The sequence below is a fragment of the Flavobacterium sp. ACN6 genome (genome assembly GCF_002304005.1).
Taxonomy (GTDB): domain Bacteria; phylum Bacteroidota; class Bacteroidia; order Flavobacteriales; family Flavobacteriaceae; genus Flavobacterium.
This window is the reverse complement of sequence record NZ_MRCQ01000007.1, coordinates 166,930-186,381: the sequence shown is the minus strand read 5'-3', so window position 1 is coordinate 186,381 and position 19,452 is coordinate 166,930. Positions and strand designations below refer to the sequence as shown.

The 19,452-nt window shown below is 33.9% G+C and carries 17 protein-coding genes and 1 tRNA gene; 1 reads left to right on the top strand and 17 read right to left on the bottom strand.

The window, feature by feature from the left end; translation table 11 throughout:
• Window positions 1-46 precede the first annotated feature (46 nt).
• Window positions 47-988: a DUF2185 domain-containing protein gene (locus tag BSF42_RS12855; protein WP_095953489.1), complete on the top strand. Its 942-nt coding sequence runs from the start codon at window positions 47-49 to the stop codon at window positions 986-988.
• A 321-nt stretch (window positions 989-1,309) separates the two neighbouring features.
• On the opposite strand, the gene BSF42_RS12850 is transcribed toward BSF42_RS12855, so the two are convergent.
• The 17 genes from BSF42_RS12850 to mraZ all read right to left on the bottom strand — a co-directional run bounded on the left by BSF42_RS12850 (window position 1,310) and on the right by mraZ (window position 19,163).
• Window positions 1,310-1,383: transfer RNA gene (locus BSF42_RS12850), tRNA-Arg, on the bottom strand.
• A 74-nt stretch (window positions 1,384-1,457) separates the two neighbouring features.
• Complete coding sequence (locus BSF42_RS12845) at window positions 1,458-1,907, bottom strand: GatB/YqeY domain-containing protein (protein ID WP_095953488.1); 450 nt, start codon at window positions 1,905-1,907, stop codon at window positions 1,458-1,460.
• A gap of 265 nt (window positions 1,908-2,172) precedes the next feature.
• Window positions 2,173-4,164, bottom strand: a complete 1,992-nt coding sequence (gene ftsZ, locus BSF42_RS12840) for a cell division protein FtsZ (protein ID WP_095953487.1) — start codon at window positions 4,162-4,164, stop codon at window positions 2,173-2,175.
• Between the two features lie 86 nt (window positions 4,165-4,250).
• Entirely contained in the window at window positions 4,251-5,660 is a 1,410-nt protein-coding gene (ftsA, locus tag BSF42_RS12835) for a cell division protein FtsA (RefSeq protein ID WP_095953486.1), read from the bottom strand.
• A gap of 6 nt (window positions 5,661-5,666) precedes the next feature.
• Window positions 5,667-6,389, bottom strand: a complete 723-nt coding sequence (locus BSF42_RS12830; protein WP_095953485.1) for a cell division protein FtsQ/DivIB — start codon at window positions 6,387-6,389, stop codon at window positions 5,667-5,669.
• The gene (gene murC / locus BSF42_RS12825; RefSeq protein WP_095953585.1) at window positions 6,376-7,725 is read right to left on the bottom strand and encodes a UDP-N-acetylmuramate--L-alanine ligase; all 1,350 of its coding nucleotides are present in this window, start codon (window positions 7,723-7,725) and stop codon (window positions 6,376-6,378) included. The genes BSF42_RS12830 and murC overlap by 14 nt, the downstream gene beginning before the upstream one ends.
• 210 nt (window positions 7,726-7,935) lie before the next feature.
• Window positions 7,936-9,021 (bottom strand): undecaprenyldiphospho-muramoylpentapeptide beta-N-acetylglucosaminyltransferase, encoded by a 1,086-nt coding sequence (gene murG, locus BSF42_RS12820; RefSeq protein WP_095953484.1) that lies wholly within the window; start codon window positions 9,019-9,021, stop codon window positions 7,936-7,938.
• 45 nt (window positions 9,022-9,066) lie between these two features.
• Window positions 9,067-10,377 (bottom strand): FtsW/RodA/SpoVE family cell cycle protein, encoded by a 1,311-nt coding sequence (locus tag BSF42_RS12815; protein ID WP_095953483.1) that lies wholly within the window; start codon window positions 10,375-10,377, stop codon window positions 9,067-9,069.
• 56 nt (window positions 10,378-10,433) lie between these two features.
• Window positions 10,434-10,748, bottom strand: a complete 315-nt coding sequence (locus BSF42_RS12810; protein WP_253251044.1) for a four helix bundle protein — start codon at window positions 10,746-10,748, stop codon at window positions 10,434-10,436.
• Window positions 10,749-10,869: 121 nt separating this feature from the next.
• Window positions 10,870-12,201 carry a UDP-N-acetylmuramoyl-L-alanine--D-glutamate ligase gene (gene murD / locus BSF42_RS12805; RefSeq protein ID WP_095953481.1) on the bottom strand — a complete coding sequence of 444 codons (1,332 nt, stop codon included), beginning with the start codon at window positions 12,199-12,201 and terminating at the stop codon, window positions 10,870-10,872.
• A gap of 62 nt (window positions 12,202-12,263) precedes the next feature.
• Window positions 12,264-12,614 carry a four helix bundle protein gene (locus tag BSF42_RS12800; RefSeq protein ID WP_095953480.1) on the bottom strand — a complete coding sequence of 117 codons (351 nt, stop codon included), beginning with the start codon at window positions 12,612-12,614 and terminating at the stop codon, window positions 12,264-12,266.
• A 52-nt stretch (window positions 12,615-12,666) separates the two neighbouring features.
• Complete coding sequence (gene mraY, locus BSF42_RS12795; RefSeq protein WP_095953479.1) at window positions 12,667-13,899, bottom strand: phospho-N-acetylmuramoyl-pentapeptide-transferase; 1,233 nt, start codon at window positions 13,897-13,899, stop codon at window positions 12,667-12,669.
• An 81-nt stretch (window positions 13,900-13,980) separates the two neighbouring features.
• Entirely contained in the window at window positions 13,981-15,444 is a 1,464-nt protein-coding gene (locus BSF42_RS12790) for a UDP-N-acetylmuramoyl-L-alanyl-D-glutamate--2,6-diaminopimelate ligase (RefSeq protein WP_095953478.1), read from the bottom strand.
• Complete coding sequence (locus BSF42_RS12785) at window positions 15,441-17,447, bottom strand: penicillin-binding protein (protein WP_095953477.1); 2,007 nt, start codon at window positions 17,445-17,447, stop codon at window positions 15,441-15,443. The genes BSF42_RS12790 and BSF42_RS12785 overlap by 4 nt, the downstream gene beginning before the upstream one ends.
• On the bottom strand, window positions 17,438-17,785 hold the full coding sequence (locus tag BSF42_RS12780) for an FtsL-like putative cell division protein (protein WP_095953476.1): 348 nt from the start codon (window positions 17,783-17,785) through the stop codon (window positions 17,438-17,440). The genes BSF42_RS12785 and BSF42_RS12780 overlap by 10 nt, the downstream gene beginning before the upstream one ends.
• Window positions 17,786-17,806: 21 nt before the next feature.
• Entirely contained in the window at window positions 17,807-18,715 is a 909-nt protein-coding gene (gene rsmH / locus BSF42_RS12775) for a 16S rRNA (cytosine(1402)-N(4))-methyltransferase RsmH (protein WP_172426683.1), read from the bottom strand.
• Window positions 18,690-19,163, bottom strand: coding sequence for a division/cell wall cluster transcriptional repressor MraZ (gene mraZ / locus BSF42_RS12770; protein WP_095953475.1), 474 nt, complete (start codon window positions 19,161-19,163; stop codon window positions 18,690-18,692). Before mraZ ends, rsmH begins: the two co-directional genes overlap by 26 nt.
• Window positions 19,164-19,452: the final 289 nt, after the last annotated feature.

Here is a 19,452-nt window from a genome sequence, read left to right as displayed (position 1 = left end):
AACCCGCTGTAGCGCGAGAACGTTAGCCGTAATTATAATAATCAATATGATATTTTTTAACTCAAAAAAAAGAAAACAAGCTGTCAAAGACTTTTTTGAGTATGTAAAATCCGAAGTTTTACCTAATGAAAAAGAAACTGAAATAGTAGCTGGAATAACTAAACAACTCAAAAGTGGATTTGAACTAATCGACAATAATAAATGGGGAACAGCATTTGAAAATTTGGGCAATGAATTAGTTGAACACTATGTAATTATTGACAGAAAAGGAACAGAGTTAGTTAAAAAAATAATTAAGCTCTGTAAACTTGACAAGAAATGGGAATTTGACTTGCGAAGAATTAATTCTCTAGGTTATAAAATGGGAAGTTGGAAGTTAACAGACTCGGAAAAATTAGCACTAGAACACAAATACACTTTTTACAAACCAAGTAGAGAAATAACGAAAAACCTTGTTGTTGGCAATATAGTAAAACTTACTTTCGAGTTTGATTCTTCTAATTCAGAACATCCATCAGCTGAAAGAATGTGGGTTGAGATTACAGAAATTAATGGCGAAAAGTTTAAAGGAAAATTAGACAATCATCCATTTTATTTACACGAACTTTATGCTGGTGACGAAATAATTTTTGAGCATAAACATATCATCAATCACAATTTAGAATTATCTGAACCAAATTTGGTAGATAAATATTATGATAGATGCTTTGTTACAAATAAAATTCTCTATGACAAAGCACCAATAAATTACATTTATAGAGAAGAACCAATGGGAAAAGACGAAAACAGAGATTATGTTGACACCGGTTGGAGAATTTTATCAGGAGATGAATCAGATGAATATATGGATAACTCGGAAAATGTAAGTTTAGTTTCTCTTGGAGCTGTTTTATCAATAGACGATTCCTTTATATATTTATTGGAATCTGAAGTCGGAACAAGTTTTGAGCGAAATGAAAAAGGAATTTTTGAAAAAATTAATGAATAAAAATAACTACGGCTAACAGCGGTTTGGCGAGATTAAGGCTTTAGGCTTAAGGGGAAGTTGGTTTTGTATTTGGAATAATTTTCTTCGCCTGTTCGCTATCGCTCGGGTGGCAAATCCGAAGAATGGGCTTAATTTAGTCTCGAACCCGCTATGATATTAATTACATCATCTATGCAGAAAAAACAAAATCCTTAATGGGTTTCGATCCAAAATTACTTGCAAACATTGAGACTTTCTAAAATTAAAGAAATCACTAAGGGTTTTCGAACCATAAAAAAAGCCTGCAAAATATATACTTTGCAGGCTTTCATTTTTTTATAGTGACCCCGGAGGGGTTCGAACCCCCAACCCTCAGAGCCGAAATCTGATATTCTATCCAGTTGAACTACGAGGTCAATATTTAAAAATTCAATTTTTTAAATTCCAAATTCCAATACTAAATTGGAATTTGGAATTTCTATTTTGGAATTTAAACTAATAATTTCTTTACAATTGCAGAGATTGTTTTTCCTTCAGCAGTTCCGCCTAATTGTGCAGACGCTAATCCCATAACTTTACCCATTGATGCAATTCCAGAAGCTCCAGTTTCAGCAATGATTTTTGCTACAACTGCCTCTACTTCTTCTTCGCTTAATTGAGCTGGTAAAAACTTCTCTATTACAGCAACCTGAGCCAATTCTGGTTCCGCTAGATCTGGACGGTTTTGCTCTGTAAAGATTCTTGCGCTTTCTTTACGTGTTTTTACTAATCTTTGAAGTAATTTAATTTCTTCGTCTTCTGATAATTCTTCTTTAGAACCTGAAGCAGTTGAAGCCAATAACAATTCAGATTTAATTGCTCTTAATGATTCTAGTGCTACTGTATCTTTTGCTTTCATGGCCGTTTTAATCTCGTCCATGATTTGTGTTTGTAAACTCATCTTTTATTTTTTTTATTTAAATAAGCAGTGCTTATAAATTGATATTTGTAATGAAAGCATTTCAACTTTAAATTATTTATTTGTCAGGCTGAGCGAAGTCGAAGCCCTTCTATATTAATCCTCCTTTTTAATAAGTTAGGAAGATAATATTTCTTTTATAAATAAACTTTAAAGTCAAATTTTAAAATTCTGTGCGAAGATAAAAAAAATAACCCGAAAATTAAATCCAATTTTCGGGCTATCCTAATATTATGATGCAAAAAAATTAATCTACGTTGTCGTGCAAAAATGAATTGTTTGAACGTAATTGTAAATCGTTGTTACTATCTGTTCCAACAGAAATTCTAGAATTTGTATTATTTGATTGTGAATTCGATAAATCAATTCCTAATCTTTTGTAAGCTGGTTCTTTTTCCAACTCGTCAATTCTAGAAACATTATTGTGGAATTTATAATTAAACTCTTTTAGTTTCTTTCTTCTTTCTTCAGCTCTTAAACGAAGTGTTTCTTCAATTGTCAATTCCATTGGAGAAACTTCAGAAGTTGTTGTATAATCAGCCTGGCTTGCAAAATCAGGTCTTGGTTTCAAAGTAATATTTAATTCCTCTGGAACAACATCTTCAACCACTTTTTCAACTGGCTTAGACTTCATTAAATCATTTTCAACTTCCATATATTCTTCTAGAGAATATTTGATGATTCCGTTATCAGAAACTTCTGTTACCGGCACAAACTGTACAGGATCGTTTACTTTGATCTCACGAGTTTCATTTGTCAATTCAAACAAAACTTTATTATCCTCAACAACTGGTTCTCTTTTTACAGGCTCTTGCTTAAACAAAGGCAGATCAAAAGAAAAAGTAGTTTGCTCTTCTCTTTCAAATACTCTTTGTTGCTGTACAGGCTGTTGTTGTACTGGCTGTTGCTGTACTTGTTGTACAACAGGAGTTTCTGGTGCAGAAATTGTAAAATCAATATCTGTAATTGGCGAAACAATTTCAAAAGTTACATCCAAATTTTTGATAAACTCAGACATTACAACTAACTCTTCCTGATTGATTGCTGGAGCAACAGCTTGAGGAGTTGGAGTAAATGTTTCATCTTCGTCCATTAAATCAAACACAACTTTATCTTCCGTTTTTGTTGTAGGTGTATCAACTGTTAAGTCGAAAGAAGTAAGAGGTTTGTTAGTTAAATTATGAACACTTCTTTGCTCATCTTCTAATGTATGAATGATTTTTTTAGGTTCTGTGTTAACAATTTCATTTTGTTGTTCTACATCAAAACCTGTAGCGATTATAGTTACTGCAATAGCTTCACCAAGAGTTTCGTCTTCACCAACTCCCATGATAATATTTGCGTTGTAACCTGCTTCATCTTGAATGTGATCGTTGATTTCTCCGATTTCATCCAGAGTAATCTCATTAGTTCCAGAAACGATAAGCAACAATACGTTTTTGGCACCTGTAATTTTGTTGTCGTTTAACAAAGGAGAATCCAAAGCCGAAACGATAGCCTCTTTTGCTCTGTTTTCACCTGTTGCCACAGAAGATCCCATGATTGCAGTTCCGCTGTTCGCTAAAACAGTTTTTGCATCACGTAAATCGATATTCTGGGTATAGTGGTGCGTAATTACTTCGGCAATACCTCTAGAGGCAGTTGCTAAAACTTCATCCGCTTTTGAGAATCCAGCTTTAAAACCAAGATTTCCGTATACTTCTCTTAATTTGTTGTTGTTGATTACAATTAAAGAATCGACTTGCTTGCGCAGTTTCTCGATTCCAATAAGTGCCTGCTCCTGACGTACTTTCCCTTCAAATTGAAACGGAATCGTCACGATACCAACAGTTAATATTTCTCTTTCTTTTGCTAGTTGCGCGATAACTGGAGCAGCACCTGTTCCTGTTCCTCCACCCATACCAGCAGTAATGAATACCATCTTAGTATTTCTATCTAACATTTTTTCGATATCAGAAATACTTTCGATAGCAGACTGCTGCCCAACATCTGGGTTTGCTCCCGCTCCTAATCCTTCAGTCAAATTAACCCCTAACTGGATTTTATTTGGTACTGAACTATTTTGAAGCGCTTGCGAATCGGTATTACAAACGATAAAATCTACGCCTTTAATACCTTGCTTAAACATGTGATTGATTGCGTTACTTCCGCCTCCACCTACACCTATGACTTTGATTACATTTGATTGATTTTTTGGTAAATCAAATGAAATACTTCCAAATTCTGAGTTGCTCATCATCTTTTTGGTTTTTGAAATTCTTATTTAGTACATTTTTTACTTCTTGACTTGGGGCAAAAAGTAATTTCCTTCTCTTATTAATCTAATTATTCTGCGTTGTCTAAAAATTCTTTGATTTTATCAACGTATCGATCAAAAAATGATCTTCTTATTTTATTTTCGGTAGATTCATCCTTAGGCGCGTTGTGTGTTACAACCTCTCTAGTGTCTTCGATAGTTTCTACTCTTTCAACGTAATTTTCTTCTACTTCGTATCGTTGCGTTGGAGTCGGCACATTTCTGTAAACAACTTTTGTTTGTTCATTAACCAATTCCATTCTAACAGCACTTTGCGAACTGTTTTCGATACTGTTCATTACTAATCCAACTGCTGTTGCAAACAACGGACTAGAAATTTCTTCTCCAGAATTCCCCGCTAAGTGCTCATTCGGATATCCAATTCTAGTGTCCATTCCTGTGATGTATTCTACCAATTGTTTGATGTGTTTCAATTGTGCGCCGCCACCCGTTAATACAATACCAGCAATCAGTTTTTTGCGAGGATCCTCATGACCGTATGCTTTTATTTCTGCAAAAACCTGTTCTACAATTTCCACCACTCTGGCATGGATAATTTTAGATAAGTTTTTAAGCGAAATTTCTTTTGGTTCTCTTCCTCTTAAACCAGGAATCGAAACGATCTCATTATCTTTATTTTCTCCAGGCCAAGCCGATCCGAATTTTATTTTTAAAAGCTCTGCTTGTTTTTCAATAATCGAACAGCCCTCTTTAATATCATCTGTAATTACATTTCCTCCAAAAGGAATCACCGCTGTATGGCGAATGATACCATCTTTGAAAATAGCCAAATCTGTTGTACCGCCACCAATATCGATAAGTGCTACACCAGCTTCTTTTTCTTCCTGACTTAAAACTGCATCTGCCGAAGCTAAAGGTTCTAAGGTTAATCCAGACAATTCAATTCCTGAACTCTGAATACATCTTCCCACATTTCTGATTGAAGAAGCCTGACCAACTACTACGTGAAAACTAGATTCTAATCTTCCGCCGTACATTCCAATTGGCTCTTTAATTTCAGACTGTCCGTCAATTTTAAATTCCTGTGGTAAAACGTGAATAATTTCTTCTCCCGGTAACATCGCCAGTTTGTTTACCTGATCGATTAGGAGTTGAATATCATTTTCACCAATTACTTCCTCTGGATTATTTCTACTGATGTAATCCGTATGCTGAATACTTCTGATGTGCTGTCCGGCGATACCCACAACCACATCTTTTATTTTGTAACCCGAATTATTTTCTGCTTCGATTATCGCTTGCTGAATCGATTGAATCGTCTGCGTAATGTTGTTTACTACTCCTCTGGCAACACCCAAACTTTTGGATTTACCAATGCCCAAAATCTCCAACTTACCATATTCATTCTTCTTGCCAATCATGGCAACGATTTTGGTTGTTCCAATATCTAGACCTACTGCAATGTTATCTTTTTCCATTTTCTATTATTTAGTGCAAACTACTTGTTCCGTAAACCTAAGGTCAATTTTTTTGTATTTGTATAACGAACTATCTAAAACTGCTTTTTGAAAAAACGCTTTATAGTTTCTAAATTTCTTATCAACATTCATTGTTCTGCCGAAATCTATGAAGTAATCATAGTTTCGATTAAACATTTTTAAGCTTCCATTCGGCATAATCTCTATTGCAATGATGTTTTTTTTCAAAAACGCATCGTCAAAAATTGTGCGAAATAAAGCTGCTAAATCTTCGTTATTTTTTTCATTAATTGCCCCTGAAACAAGAGGAACTCTCGCAGTAAAATTGTCAGACAACGGCATTTTATTACCCTCGTAATCAATATAAAAAGAAGAACCGCCGTCATAAACTCTTGCTATGGGCGTCTTCTGTTTTACTACTGCTTTTAGGACTCCATCAATACTTACAAAAACATTTGACTTCTCAATCATCTCCTGCGTATCGAGGGTTTTCTCTATCTTATTCAAATCTACTTCATCTTTTCTAATACTGGAAGCATCTCTTTTATTTTCTATCAACAATTTATTAACCATTTCCGGCTTCACAAAAAGCGTATTTTCTCCTACAAAAACAACCATGGATTTTTTCAATTTTCGATCGCCGTTTCTATGCTGCGCGAAGGAAAACAGGAAAAGTACTAGTCCGAAAATTAGTATTAATCGAATATTTGTCCAATTAAATATTTTCATTTAAAATCTTTTTAATTGAAGGAACCATTTCTCCAAGATCACCAGCTCCAATTGTTACAATAATTGGTGCATCACTGGCTTTGATTTCACCTAATAAATCGTTTTTTGCAACAATTTTTTTGTTCGAATTCGTCATTTTACCTAAAAGCCACTCAGAAGTCACTCCTTCCATCGGAAGCTCTCTTGCAGGGTAAATATCCATTAAAAATACTTCGTCAAACTGAGACAAACTTGCCGCAAATCCGTCTATAAAATCTCTTGTTCTGCTGAATAAATGCGGTTGAAAAATCGCCAGAACTTTACGCCCTGGATACAACTCTCTAACTGCTTGATGTACAGCATTTATTTCTGTTGGATGATGTGCATAATCATCGATATATACTAAATTTTCAGTCTTAATCTGGTAAGAAAAACGTCTTCTGATTCCGTTGAATGAAGCAATGGCTTTTGCAATAGAGTCGGTCGGGGTGCCAAACGTCTTAGCCATTGCAATAGCCATTAATCCATTCATTAAATTATGTTTTCCTGGCAGTCCAAAATGAAGATCTTTCATAACTTCTGACGGCGTCTGCACATCAAAAACATAACTTCCATCTTCTATTCGAACATTAAAAGCCTTATATACAGCATCTTCATCTATAGCACACTGAACACCTTCTAAAGGCAGTTCTTTTGTAATGAAGAGATTATTTTTATCTTCTACTTTTGAAGCAAATTCTCTAAAAGAATCTTCAATTGCATCACTTGTTCCGTAAATATCCAAATGGTCAGCATCCATAGAAGTCACACATGCGATATCCGGACGTAAATGCAAAAATGATCTATCAAATTCGTCAGCTTCTACAACGGTTACTGTTTTGCCGCTTCCAATTAAATTCGAATTATAATTTTCTACAATTCCTCCAATGAAAGCTGTTACATCAACACCGCTTTGGAACAAAATATGTCCAAGAATACTAGATGTTGTGGTTTTTCCATGCGTTCCTGCAACTGCAAAACAGAAAGTATCTTTACTTATGATTCCCAAAACTTCAGCACGTTTTTTAACCTCATAATGTCTTTCGATAAAATAATTCCATTCTGAATGTGTTTTTGGAACAGCCGGTGTATAAATAACCAGCGTATTCTCTACATAATAGTCGGTTGGAATTAAACCAATGTTTTCTTCAAAATGAATATCAATCCCACTTTCAATCAATTCATTAGTCAGCATAGAAGGTGTTTTATCGTAGCCTGAAACTTGTTTTCCAATAAACTTGAAATAACGAGCCAAGGCACTCATTCCGATACCTCCAATACCAATAAAATAAACGTTTTGTATTTGATTTAAATTCATTTTAATTTTTGCTTTAAGCATTATGTTTTAGACTTTAAGCCGTAAAACTTTATCCTTTAATTTTATTTTTAAAACTAGGTTTCAGTTGGAATTTTTCGTAAAAAACTCATCTTTAAACCCTTATGTTTTCTTTGTTCTAATTAGACTAAATTGCCTAAAATAGCATTCTACTATTTTGTTTCTGTTGTATAATTTTCAATTTAAATTACATTATAACAACTTCTTAATCTCTTCTACAATTTGTTTTGTAGCATCTGGTCTTGCCAGTTTTTTAATATTTGCACTGAGTTGTTTTTGCTTTCCATCGTCTTTCAGCAGTGCTTCAAAAACAATGCTAAATTGCTCGTTTAACTCAGATTCTTTCAACAAAATCGCACCTTTTGCATCCACTATTGCCTGTGCATTTTTAGTTTGGTGATCCTCAGCTACATTTGGAGATGGAATAAAAATCACTGGTTTTCCAACAATACATAATTCTGATACTGATGAAGCGCCTGCACGTGAAATCACTATATCTGATGCTGCATAAACAAAATCCATTCTTTCAATAAAATCAACCACTCTTACATTTTGCTGATTGTACTTTTTATAATCTTCAAAATATAATTTTCCGCACTGCCAGATTACCTGAACATCCTGTGAAAGAAAATTTTGCAATTCTTTTTCTATTAACTGATTAATTCTTCTTGCTCCTAAACTTCCTCCTAAAACCAGTAATGTTTTTTTATTCGGATCTAAACCATAAAAAGCAACTGCCTCATCACGTTTACTGTCAATATCAATTAAATCCTGACGAACCGGATTTCCAGTTAGAACAATTTTTTCTTTTGGAAAAAATCTCTCTAAATTTTCATAAGCCACACAAATTGCATTAGCCCTTTTACTCAACAATTTGTTCGTTATTCCAGGAAACGAATTCTGCTCTTGAACCACCGTTGGAATTCCTCCCGAAACTGCCGCCTGAAGTAACGGTCCACTGGCAAAGCCTCCCGTTCCAATTACTACATTTGGTTTAAATTTTTTAATAATTCTTCTTGATTCCAATAAACTTGTTGCTAGTTTAAGAGGAAACATCATATTTTGTAAAGTCAGTTTTCGCTGTAAACCAGCAATCCAAAGACCTTGTATTTCGTAACCTGCCTGAGGTACTTTCTGCATTTCCATTTTATCTTTGGCACCTACAAAAAGAAATTCAGCATCTGGAAATTGTAATTTTAATTCATTCGCAATAGCAATCGCAGGATAGATATGTCCTCCTGTTCCTCCTCCGCTAAGTATGAATTTATACTTTGTCATCTTTCTAAAAATTACAATGTTCTAAAATTTATTCTGTTTTCTATTTTATTTGTTTAAAACGGCATTCATCGGATTTCTCGAATTATCTTCTATCGAATACATTTGCTCTTCTTCATATATTTCTTCTGAAACCAAATCTTCTTCTGCTAATTCTTTATCAATTAATCGCTGCAATGCTTCTTTTCGTCTTTCTTTTTCTTGCTTTTCTTCGGCTATTTCTTCGTCTTTTTTCGTCACGCTGATAATTATTCCTAAAGAAAAACACGTCATCCAGATTGAACTTCCCCCACTACTTATTAATGGAAGTGTTTGTCCTGTAACTGGTAATAATTCGACTGCAACCGCCATATTAATCATGGCCTGAAATATCATTGGAAAGCCTAGTCCGACGACAACGAGTTTACCAAATAGCGTATTGGCTTTATGTGAAGCGATCACAAATCGGAACAATAACAACAAATACAAAACTAATATTGAAACCCCGCCAACTAAACCATATTCTTCTACTACAATTGCATAAATGAAATCGGAAGATGATTGCGGTAAAAAATTCTTTTGCACACTTTTACCTGGACCTAATCCGCCAAATCTTCCAGAAGCAATTGCAATTTTCGCTTTCTCAATTTGATAGTCATCTTCATCAGGTTTATCTGTTGTAAAGTTCATAATTCGACTTTCCCAAGTTGACACCCTGCTAAAGAATCTTGAATCTGGAAAAGCTTTTGCTACTAAAAGAAAAAACGCCAGTGCCAAGATTCCTGAACCGATAATAAAACCAATATATTTTAAGGGATATTTCCCAATAAATGTCAGCATAATTACCATTGCAAAAATCAACGCTGTAGTAGAAAAATTGGCTGGCAAAATTAATATCAAAGTAATAAATACCGGCAGCCAAAGTTCAATCAACGAAGCTTGAAACGGCTCATTTTCTTCTTTTGTTTTTGACAAATAACGAGCAACATAAATAAACAAAACACTTGCTGCTAAAGTCGAAGTCTGAAACGTAATTCCAATAAACGGCACTTGAATCCACCGACTTGCATTGGCACCTGCAATTACGGTTCCTTTCAACAATGTATACAGCAACAAAAGCCAAACTACTGGAAGTGCAATTTTTGAAATCGCTCTAAAATAATGATATGGAACTTTGTGAACCAAATAGATTATAAGGAAACCTATACAAACGTGCGCTAAGTGTTTTACCAAATAGCCCAAAGTATTTCCTGTTCCGTGTCCAATATATGCCAGATTACTACTCGCACTAAAAACAGGCATAAACGAAAACAACGCCAATAAAGCCACAAATGACCATATTACCCTATCTCCTTTTAGTTTGTTTACCAGCTCTTTCATAATCTCAATTTTAGATTTCTGATTTTAGATTTTAGATTACTTAAAATCTAGATTTTTTATTTATTGATTCTTTTATTTACTGTTTTTAAACTGCTTACGAAAATGGCCGTTAATTCATTTCCTTCTTTCCAAATTGTTTCTAATTCAGATTTTGCAATCCACATTTTTTCTTTTATAATTTCTAACCAGAATAAAGTTTCATCAGCTTCTTCTAAAACTATATTCATTTTAGCTATAAACTCTCTATCGCTTCTTGCTCTGCATACTGCCCTATAATTCGCACCAACAGATGTTCCACTCCTTACTATCTGATTACTTATTGATCTAATCACATTTGTATTTGGCAATTTTTCAGCCAATTCAATTATCATTAATGAGAATTTTTTTGTTCTCAATTTCATTTCATCCGTCGTCATAATCAAAAAAGAACTTAATAATTTTATAAATCTAAAATTTCAAAGTCTAGAAAAATCTAAAATCTAAACTCTAAAATTATAAATTGTGGACCGCTTGTTTAAATTGCTTTCCTCTGTCTTCATAGCTTTCGAATAAATCGAAACTTGCGCAGGCTGGAGATAATAAAACAGCGTCACCTTTTTCTGTTAATCTTTGAGCAGTTTTTACTGCATCGCTCATATTGTTTACTTCAACCATAATATCAACAACATTTCCAAAAGCATCTATAATTTTACGGTTGTCAACGCCTAAGCAAATTATTGCTTTTACTTTTTCGCGCACCAATGACATTAACTCGTTATAATCATTTCCTTTGTCAACACCTCCAACAATCCAAACGGTTGGAACATTCATACTATCCAAAGCAAAGAATGTAGCATTTACATTTGTTGCTTTTGAATCGTTGATGTATTGCACGTTTTGTATTTTTAATACTTTCTCTAAACGGTGCTCAACACCTTGAAAATTAGATAAACTTTCGCGTATTGTTGCATTTCTAATTTGCATCAATTTTGCTACAGAGCTTGCTGCCATTGCGTTTTTCATATTATGTTTTCCTTCTAACGCAATGTATTCTGTTTCCATTGTAAACTCTTCTTGGTTGATCTTTATTTCCATTTTGTTGTTATTTATAGAAGCCCCTTCATCGAATGTTTTAGTCAATGAAAAAGGAATTAATTTTGCTTTTACTTTGTTATTGTTCAACCATTCTGCACTTGCCTCATCATCTGCATCGTAAATGAGATAGTCACTTTCGGTTTGATTCATCGTTATCCGGAATTTCGAATCGATATAATTTTGATATTTATATTCATATCGATCTAAGTGATCTGGACTAATATTGGTTATTATTGCAATATCTGGTCTGTAATCTATTATTCCGTCTAGTTGAAAACTGCTTAATTCAAGAACGTATGCATCAAATTTATTTTCGGCTACCTGCCAGGCAAAACTTTTTCCAATATTACCTCCCAAACCAACATTTAATCCTGCCGATTTAAGCAAATGATAAGTCAGCATTGTTGTTGTTGTCTTACCATTACTTCCTGTAATTCCAATAGTCATTGCTTCTGTAAAAGGCGCTGCAAATTCTATTTCAGACATTACTTTTACTCCAGCCGCAATCAGCTTTTTTACTATTGGAGATTTCTCTGGAATTCCTGGGCTTTTCATCACCACATCTGCATTCAAAATCAAATCTTCTGTATGCTGCTCCTCTTCCCAGTCAATTTTATTAATGATAAGAACTTCTTTGTAACTCTCTTTTATCTTTCCGAAATCTGACACAAAAACATCGTATCCTTTTTTCTTTCCAAGGATCGCGGTTCCTACACCGCTTTCTCCTCCTCCAAGTACTACTAATCTCATAGTTCTTTAATTAAAAATTCAGAATTAAAAATTAAAAATCAGTTGCGACTTTCAATGAATTCCTATTTTCCTTTTAGGGTTAGTATAATTTTCGCTAATATTCTGCAAATTTCATCAGCCTCACCAAAGATGCTGTCGAATTCATTTACAGAGATATAATCTGTTGCTTTTAATAATTTTAACCAATAAATCGTTTCTCTAGCTTCTTTATATGAAATTTCAAGCTTAAATAAAAACTCTTTATCAGAACGTCCTCCAATCGATTCTTCAATGTTTGCTCCAATTGAAGTTCCGCATCTTAAAAGTTGCTTGCTTAAAACAAACTCCTTTTTAGTATTAGTTAGATATTTATATAAATTGATTATTCTAACCGCAAAGAGAAATGATTTCTCTTGAACAATATTCTCCTTCATCTACAAGAACGTGCAACTTTTAATTTTTAATTCTCAATTTTTAATTTAAAATTTATCTCAGTTTTAAAGTAATGATTGATAATATGGCCAACATTACGGCAACAATCCAGAAACGGGTTACAATTTTACTTTCGTGATATCCTTTTTTCTGATAATGATGATGAAGCGGTGACATCAGGAAAATTCTTCTGCCTTCTCCAAAACGCTTTTTTGTGTATTTGAAATAAGTTACCTGTATAATTACCGATGCACTTTCTGCCAAGAAAATACCACAGAATAAAACAATCAATATTTCTTTACGAACTGCAATTGCTAAAACTGCTATAATTCCTCCAATTGTCAAACTTCCAGTATCTCCCATAAATACAGATGCGGGGAATGAATTGTACCAAAGAAATCCAATCAGCGCACCAACAAATGCGGAAATAAACACGGTCATTTCTCCCGAATTGGGGATATACATAATGTTTAGATAATTCGAGAAAATAATATTTCCAGAAACAAACGTAAAAATTCCGAGTGCGAGGACAGAAATTGCCGAGGTTCCAGCGGCCAGTCCGTCGATTCCATCGGTTAAATTAGCGCCGTTTGAAACTGCAGTTATGATGAAAATTACAACTGGAATAAATATTAACCAAGCCCATTTTTCATACCCTTCTCCCATAAATGATAATACTTCAGCGTAATCAAATTCGTTGTTTTTTACGAACGGAATTGTTGTTGCTGTAGACTTTTCTTCAATAGGTGCCGGAAGCACAACAGTTGTATTTGCAGCCGTTCTAAAAACATCTGTACGGCCTGTATCTGTTCTTACTGTAACGGCAGGATTAAAATAAAGAACTGCTCCAACAATAATTCCTAAACCAACCTGACCAATAACTTTAAAAATACCTTTAAGCCCTTGTTTATCTTTTTTGAATATTTTGATATAATCGTCAACGAAACCAATTGTTCCCATCCACAAAGTTGTTACAATAAGTAAAACGATGTAAATGTTATGCAATCTCGCAAATAACAAAACTGGAACTAAGGTTGCAAAAATGATGATCAATCCACCCATTGTCGGCGTACCAGCTTTTTCATTTTGACCTGCAAGACCAAGTTCACGTACTGTTTCTCCAACTTGCTGACGACGAAGAAAATTAATAATTCTTTTACCGTAAATTGTTGACAAAAGCAATGAAAGCATAAATGCCAAAGCTGATCTAAATGTAATGTACTGAAACACTCCTGTTCCCGGCACATCTAATGTTTTGTCAAAATATTCAAATAAATAGTATAGCATATATCTTTTATTTTAAATTCCAATTTTGAAACTCCAAATTCCAATTCATTCTGTGGTACTTTCGGATTTAAAAACTGATTGTTATTTATTTAGTTGATTTAAAATTTCTTTTACTGTTTCCATATCATCAAAATGATGGCGAACACCACTTATTTCCTGATAGGTTTCATGTCCTTTACCTGCAATCAGAATAATATCTTTTGGCTGCGCCAACTGACAAGCGGTTTTAATTGCTTGTTTTCTATCTGTAATACGCAGCATTTTTTTGTAATTCTGAGGCTCAACCCCTTGCTCCATTTCGTCCAAAATAACTTCTGGATCTTCATTTCTTGGGTTATCCGATGTCAATATAGCTTTATCACTCAAATCTGAAGCGATTTTTGCCATAATTGGGCGTTTCGTTTTATCACGATTTCCACCGCATCCAACAACAGTAATTAATTGTTCGTTTTTTGTACGGATGTCGTTTACTGTTTTCAAAACATTTTCAAGTGCATCCGGTGTATGTGCGTAATCCACGATTGCAGTTATGTTTTCATCTGAAACAATATATTGAAAACGACCCGAAACACTTTCTAAATCAGACAATAAGCGCAACGCTTCAAGACTATCAATTCCAAGCTCTACAGCTGTTCCATAAATAGCTAAAACATTATAGGCATTAAACGTTCCAATCAGTTTTACCCAAACCTCATTATCATTAACTTTTAACAATAATCCAGACAATTGGCTTTCTAAAATCTGCGCTCTGTAATCGGCGTAGGATTTTAAAGCATACGTCAATTTTTTAGCCGCTGTATTTTGCAGCATTACAGTTCCGTTTTTATCATCGATATTAGATAAAACAAAAGCTGATTTTGGAAGAGAATCAAAAAATGATTTTTTAACGTCTCTATATTCTGCAAAAGTTGGATGGTAATCTAAATGATCGTGTGAAAGATTCGTAAAAATCCCGCCCACAAAATGCAAAGCTTCTGTTCTCTTTTGATGAATTCCGTGTGAACTCACTTCCATAAAACAACGTGTAACTCCAGCTTCAACCATTTCATTTAAATAATGGTTAATCGTTAACGAATCTGGCGTTGTATGCGTTGCTGGATATTCTGTTTCATCTACCATGATTTTTACAGTTGATAACAATCCAACTTTAAAACCTGCTTTTTGAAATAATTGAAATAATAATGATGCAATTGTTGTTTTTCCGTTTGTACCCGTTACGCCAACTAATTTTAGTTTTGCAGATGGATCTTCAAAATAATTAGCAGCCATAAAAGCCAAAGCGGTATTCGTATCTTTTACTTGAATATAAGTGACTTCTTTAACCGTATTTTCTGGAAGCGTATCGCAGATAATTGCTTTTGCCCCTAACTGAATTGCCTTTTCGATGTAATCATGTCCATCTGAAAGTGAACCGCAAATTGCCACGAAAACATCATTTGCTTCAACCTTACGTGAATCAAATTCAATTTTTTGAATAGCAGTTTCTGTTGAACCTTTTACAGATTCAATAGCTACTTTATATAATATGTCTTTTAATACTTTCACGATAATTCTAATACAATTGTTGTGTTCTTGCTAATATTGGTTCCCGCTTGAATCGATTGATTCTTTACTTTCCCCATTCCATTTACTTTTACTTTTAAACCTAAATTCTCCAGTAAAGCAATTGCGTCCATTCCAGGCATTCCTTTTAAATTCGGAACCTGATTGCTTTTTTTATTGGCCTCAACAGTATATTTATCATAACTAGAATCTTGTTTTGGAACGCGAGAATCTAATTTTTTAATTTTATTTGTTGAAGGCGCATCTGTAAATATTTTTTGAGCGATTCTTTTAAAAACCGGCCCTGCAACATCTGCTCCATAATAATTATTTCTTGATGTATTTGGTTTATGAACCACTACAATACAAGAATATTTAGGATGATCGGCTGGAAAATATCCTGCGAAAGATGAAGCATAATACATTCCTTCTCTTCCTGCTTTACCATAATTTACCATCGCTGTTCCCGTTTTTCCTGCCATCGAAAAATCTTTCGAATACAACTTAGAACCGGTTCCTTTTTTTACTACATTCTGCAAAACTGCTCTTACTTTTTTAAGTGTTTCAGGCGAACAAACCTTTGGATTAATTACTTCTGTATCAAACTTTTTTATGGTTTTATTCCATTCTTTAATTTCTGATACAAATTGTGGTTTTACCATTACACCATTATTTGCAACTGCATTATATAAGGTCAAAGTCTGCATTGGCGTAACGGAAACTCCATATCCAAAAGCCATCCACGGAAGTGAAACTCCAGACCAGTTTTTATCTTTCGGATGTGGAATAATTGCTCTTCCTTCTCCTTGAAAATGCAGTCCTAATGTTTTATTCAATCCAAAATTCTTGATGTGATCTACAAATTTTGCCGGGTTGTTTTTATAGTTTTCATAAACCGCCTGAACCATTACGGTATTTGACGACAGCTCGAATCCGCGGGCTAAAGAAACTTTTCCGTAACCGCCTACGTGCGAATCACGAACAGAACGTCCATAATATTTTACTAGACCGCCGTGGCTGTCGTAAACCGTACTTGTATCTGCAACTTTGTCTTCTAAAATTGCCATTAAATCAACCAATTTAAAAGTCGATCCCGGCTCGTGAGATTCAGCAATTGCGTAATTTGTTGTTTCGTAATAAGATCCGTCTTCTGCTCTTCCTAAATTTGAAATCGCTTTTACATAACCCGTTTCTGTTTCCATAACGACAACACAACCGTGATCTGCCTCGTAATCTTCCAATTGTTTTAATAAAGCATGATGCGCAATATCCTGAATAAAAACATCTATTGTAGAAATAACATCGTAACCATCAACAGGATCAACTTCATTTAAATCGCGAATTGGTTTCCACTGCCCTTTTGCAATTTTTTGTTTTAAAATTTTACCGTCTTTTCCGTTCAAATAACTCTTAAATGCCCACTCAATTCCTTTTCCAACTTCTACTCCTGTTGCCGGATCAATTTTATCGTAACCAATTGTTCTTTCCGCAATTTTTCCTATTGGATGTTTTCTAACCGTTTCCTGTTCAACAATAATTCCTCCTTTAAAAGCACCTAAATTAAAAAGCGGAAAACCTTTAATTTTTACATATTCAGTATAACTCAATTTGCGTGCAATCAAGTAATAACGGTTTTTATTTTCTCTGGCTTTTCTTAATTCTTTTTCATAATATCCGCCTGGTCTATCCAAAACAGTTGCCAAAGAATCTGATAATGCTTTTACATATTTCTCAAAAGTTTCCTTTTTTGGCGCTTTTGCATCAAATCGAATTTCATAATTCGGAATTGAAGTTGCCAATAAACTTCCATCAGCAGAATAGATATTTCCTTTGTTTGCCGGAATTACAAAATTTCTAACCGTACGCTGTTTGGCCAGTTTTCTATAATAATCTCCTTCAACCCATTGAATATTGGTTAATTTAACAACAATAGCAATTGCCATCAAAAAGATGAAAACTGCTACGAGGTAAATTCTGTAGGATATATGTTTATCTTCTACTGCCATATTCTTTTAAAGAAATTTTTTTCTTCTTCTTTTTTAACTTCTATTTTCGTTGGAGGAACGGTTGACGGAAAAATTTGTTTTTCTAACATTTTATCCGAGATCGTTGACTCCATTTTTAATTTCATCAATTCTGAACGTCGATCTACAAATTCAGATCGCAGTTCTTTTACTTCATTGTTTAATTTCGCAATTTCAAAAACCTTTTGTTCGTATCGCTGTGTATTTGCAATCATCAAAATGGCCAGCAGAATTATAAAAACAATAAAACGCCAGTTTTTTACTGCATCTTCATGGATCAGAAATCTTGCTTTTAATATGCCAAATACTCCACTTTTCATTTTTTCCTACCTTAATATATATTAGATCTTTTCAGCAATTCTTAATTTGGCACTTCTTGCTCTATTATTAATTTTGATTTCCTCGTTATCTGGGACAATCAATTTTCCAATAGTTTTAAATGGAACTGAAAAGTTTCCGAAAAAATCTCTCTCTGGTTCTCCTTCAAACATTCCATTTTTGATAAATCTTTTTACCAGACGATCTTCTAAAGAATGATAGGATATTACAGAGAATCTTCCTCCTGGTTTTAAAATTTCTAATGACTGCTCGATAAATTCTTTCAAAACATCCATTTCCTGATTTACCTCAATTCGAATGGCCTGATAAATCTGAGCCAATATTTTATTTCGAACTTTCTCTGGTAAAAATTTCTTGAGAACATCTTTTAATTCGTCTGTTGTTTTGATCGGATAATCTTTTCTCGCCTCCACAATTGTTCTTGCTAAAACCGGCGCGTTTTTCAACTCTCCATAATCAAAAAAAACACGACGTAAATCCTGTTCTTCATATTCGTTAACCACACGATAAGCATTTAAATCATTTTTTTGACTCATCCGCATATCAAGTTCGGCATCAAATCTGGTTGAAAAACCTCTTTCAGGAACATCAAATTGATGTGATGAAACTCCTAAATCTGCCAAGATTCCATCTACTGATTTTACTCCGTGAAAACGTAAAAATCTTTTTATAAACCTAAAATTCTCATTTATCAGTGTAAACCTTTCGTCTGGCAATGCATTTGCAAGCGCATCTTCGTCTTGGTCAAATGCAAACAGCTTTCCGTTTGGCCCTAATCTTCTTAAAATCTCTTTTGAATGACCACCGCCTCCAAACGTAACATCTACATACACACCATCAGGTTTAATATTTAAACCATCTACTGTTGGATGAAGCAAAACCGGATTATGATATTCCATTGTCGTCGTCATTAATATTTCCCATTACTTCTTCGGCTAAATCTGCAAAATCCATATCTTCGCCGCTAATTGATTTTTCGTATAAATCTTTATCCCAAATCTCCACAATATTAACCGCAGATGAAAAAACCACATCTTTAGAAATACTTGCAAAAGCCACCAAATCTTTTGGCACCAGCAATCTTCCCAACGCATCAACCTCAACCACTTTAACACCAGCAGTAAACCTCCTAATGAAATCGTTATTCTTTTTTACAAAGCGATTAAGCTTGTTTATTTTTTTCATCATTACATCCCATTCTTCCATAGGATACAACTCTAAACACGGCTGAAAAACAGAACGCTTCAAAACGAATCCGCTTTGAAGGGAAGCTGTCAATTGCTTTTTCAAAGGAGCAGGCATCATCAGCCTCCCTTTAGCATCGACTTTACATTCATATGTTCCAACAATTGTGTTCAAAAAAACTAGTTAACATGTTATACAGCAAAAATATAAAAAAAAATACCACATTTTACCACTTTATACCACTTTGTTAATAAGTTTAACCACATTGCTACCACTTTTCATAATTCACCTGCAATCAATACCTTAACTATTAATTAACAGATTATTAAATACGTTATTCATTCAAAAAAATAATGCGCTAAATTTCTTAAAAAATTGATTATAATGCAGATTTCTTAACATTTGAAGATTTTAACAAATAACGCATTAAATACTGATTTTTAGCTAATTATATATTCTACTG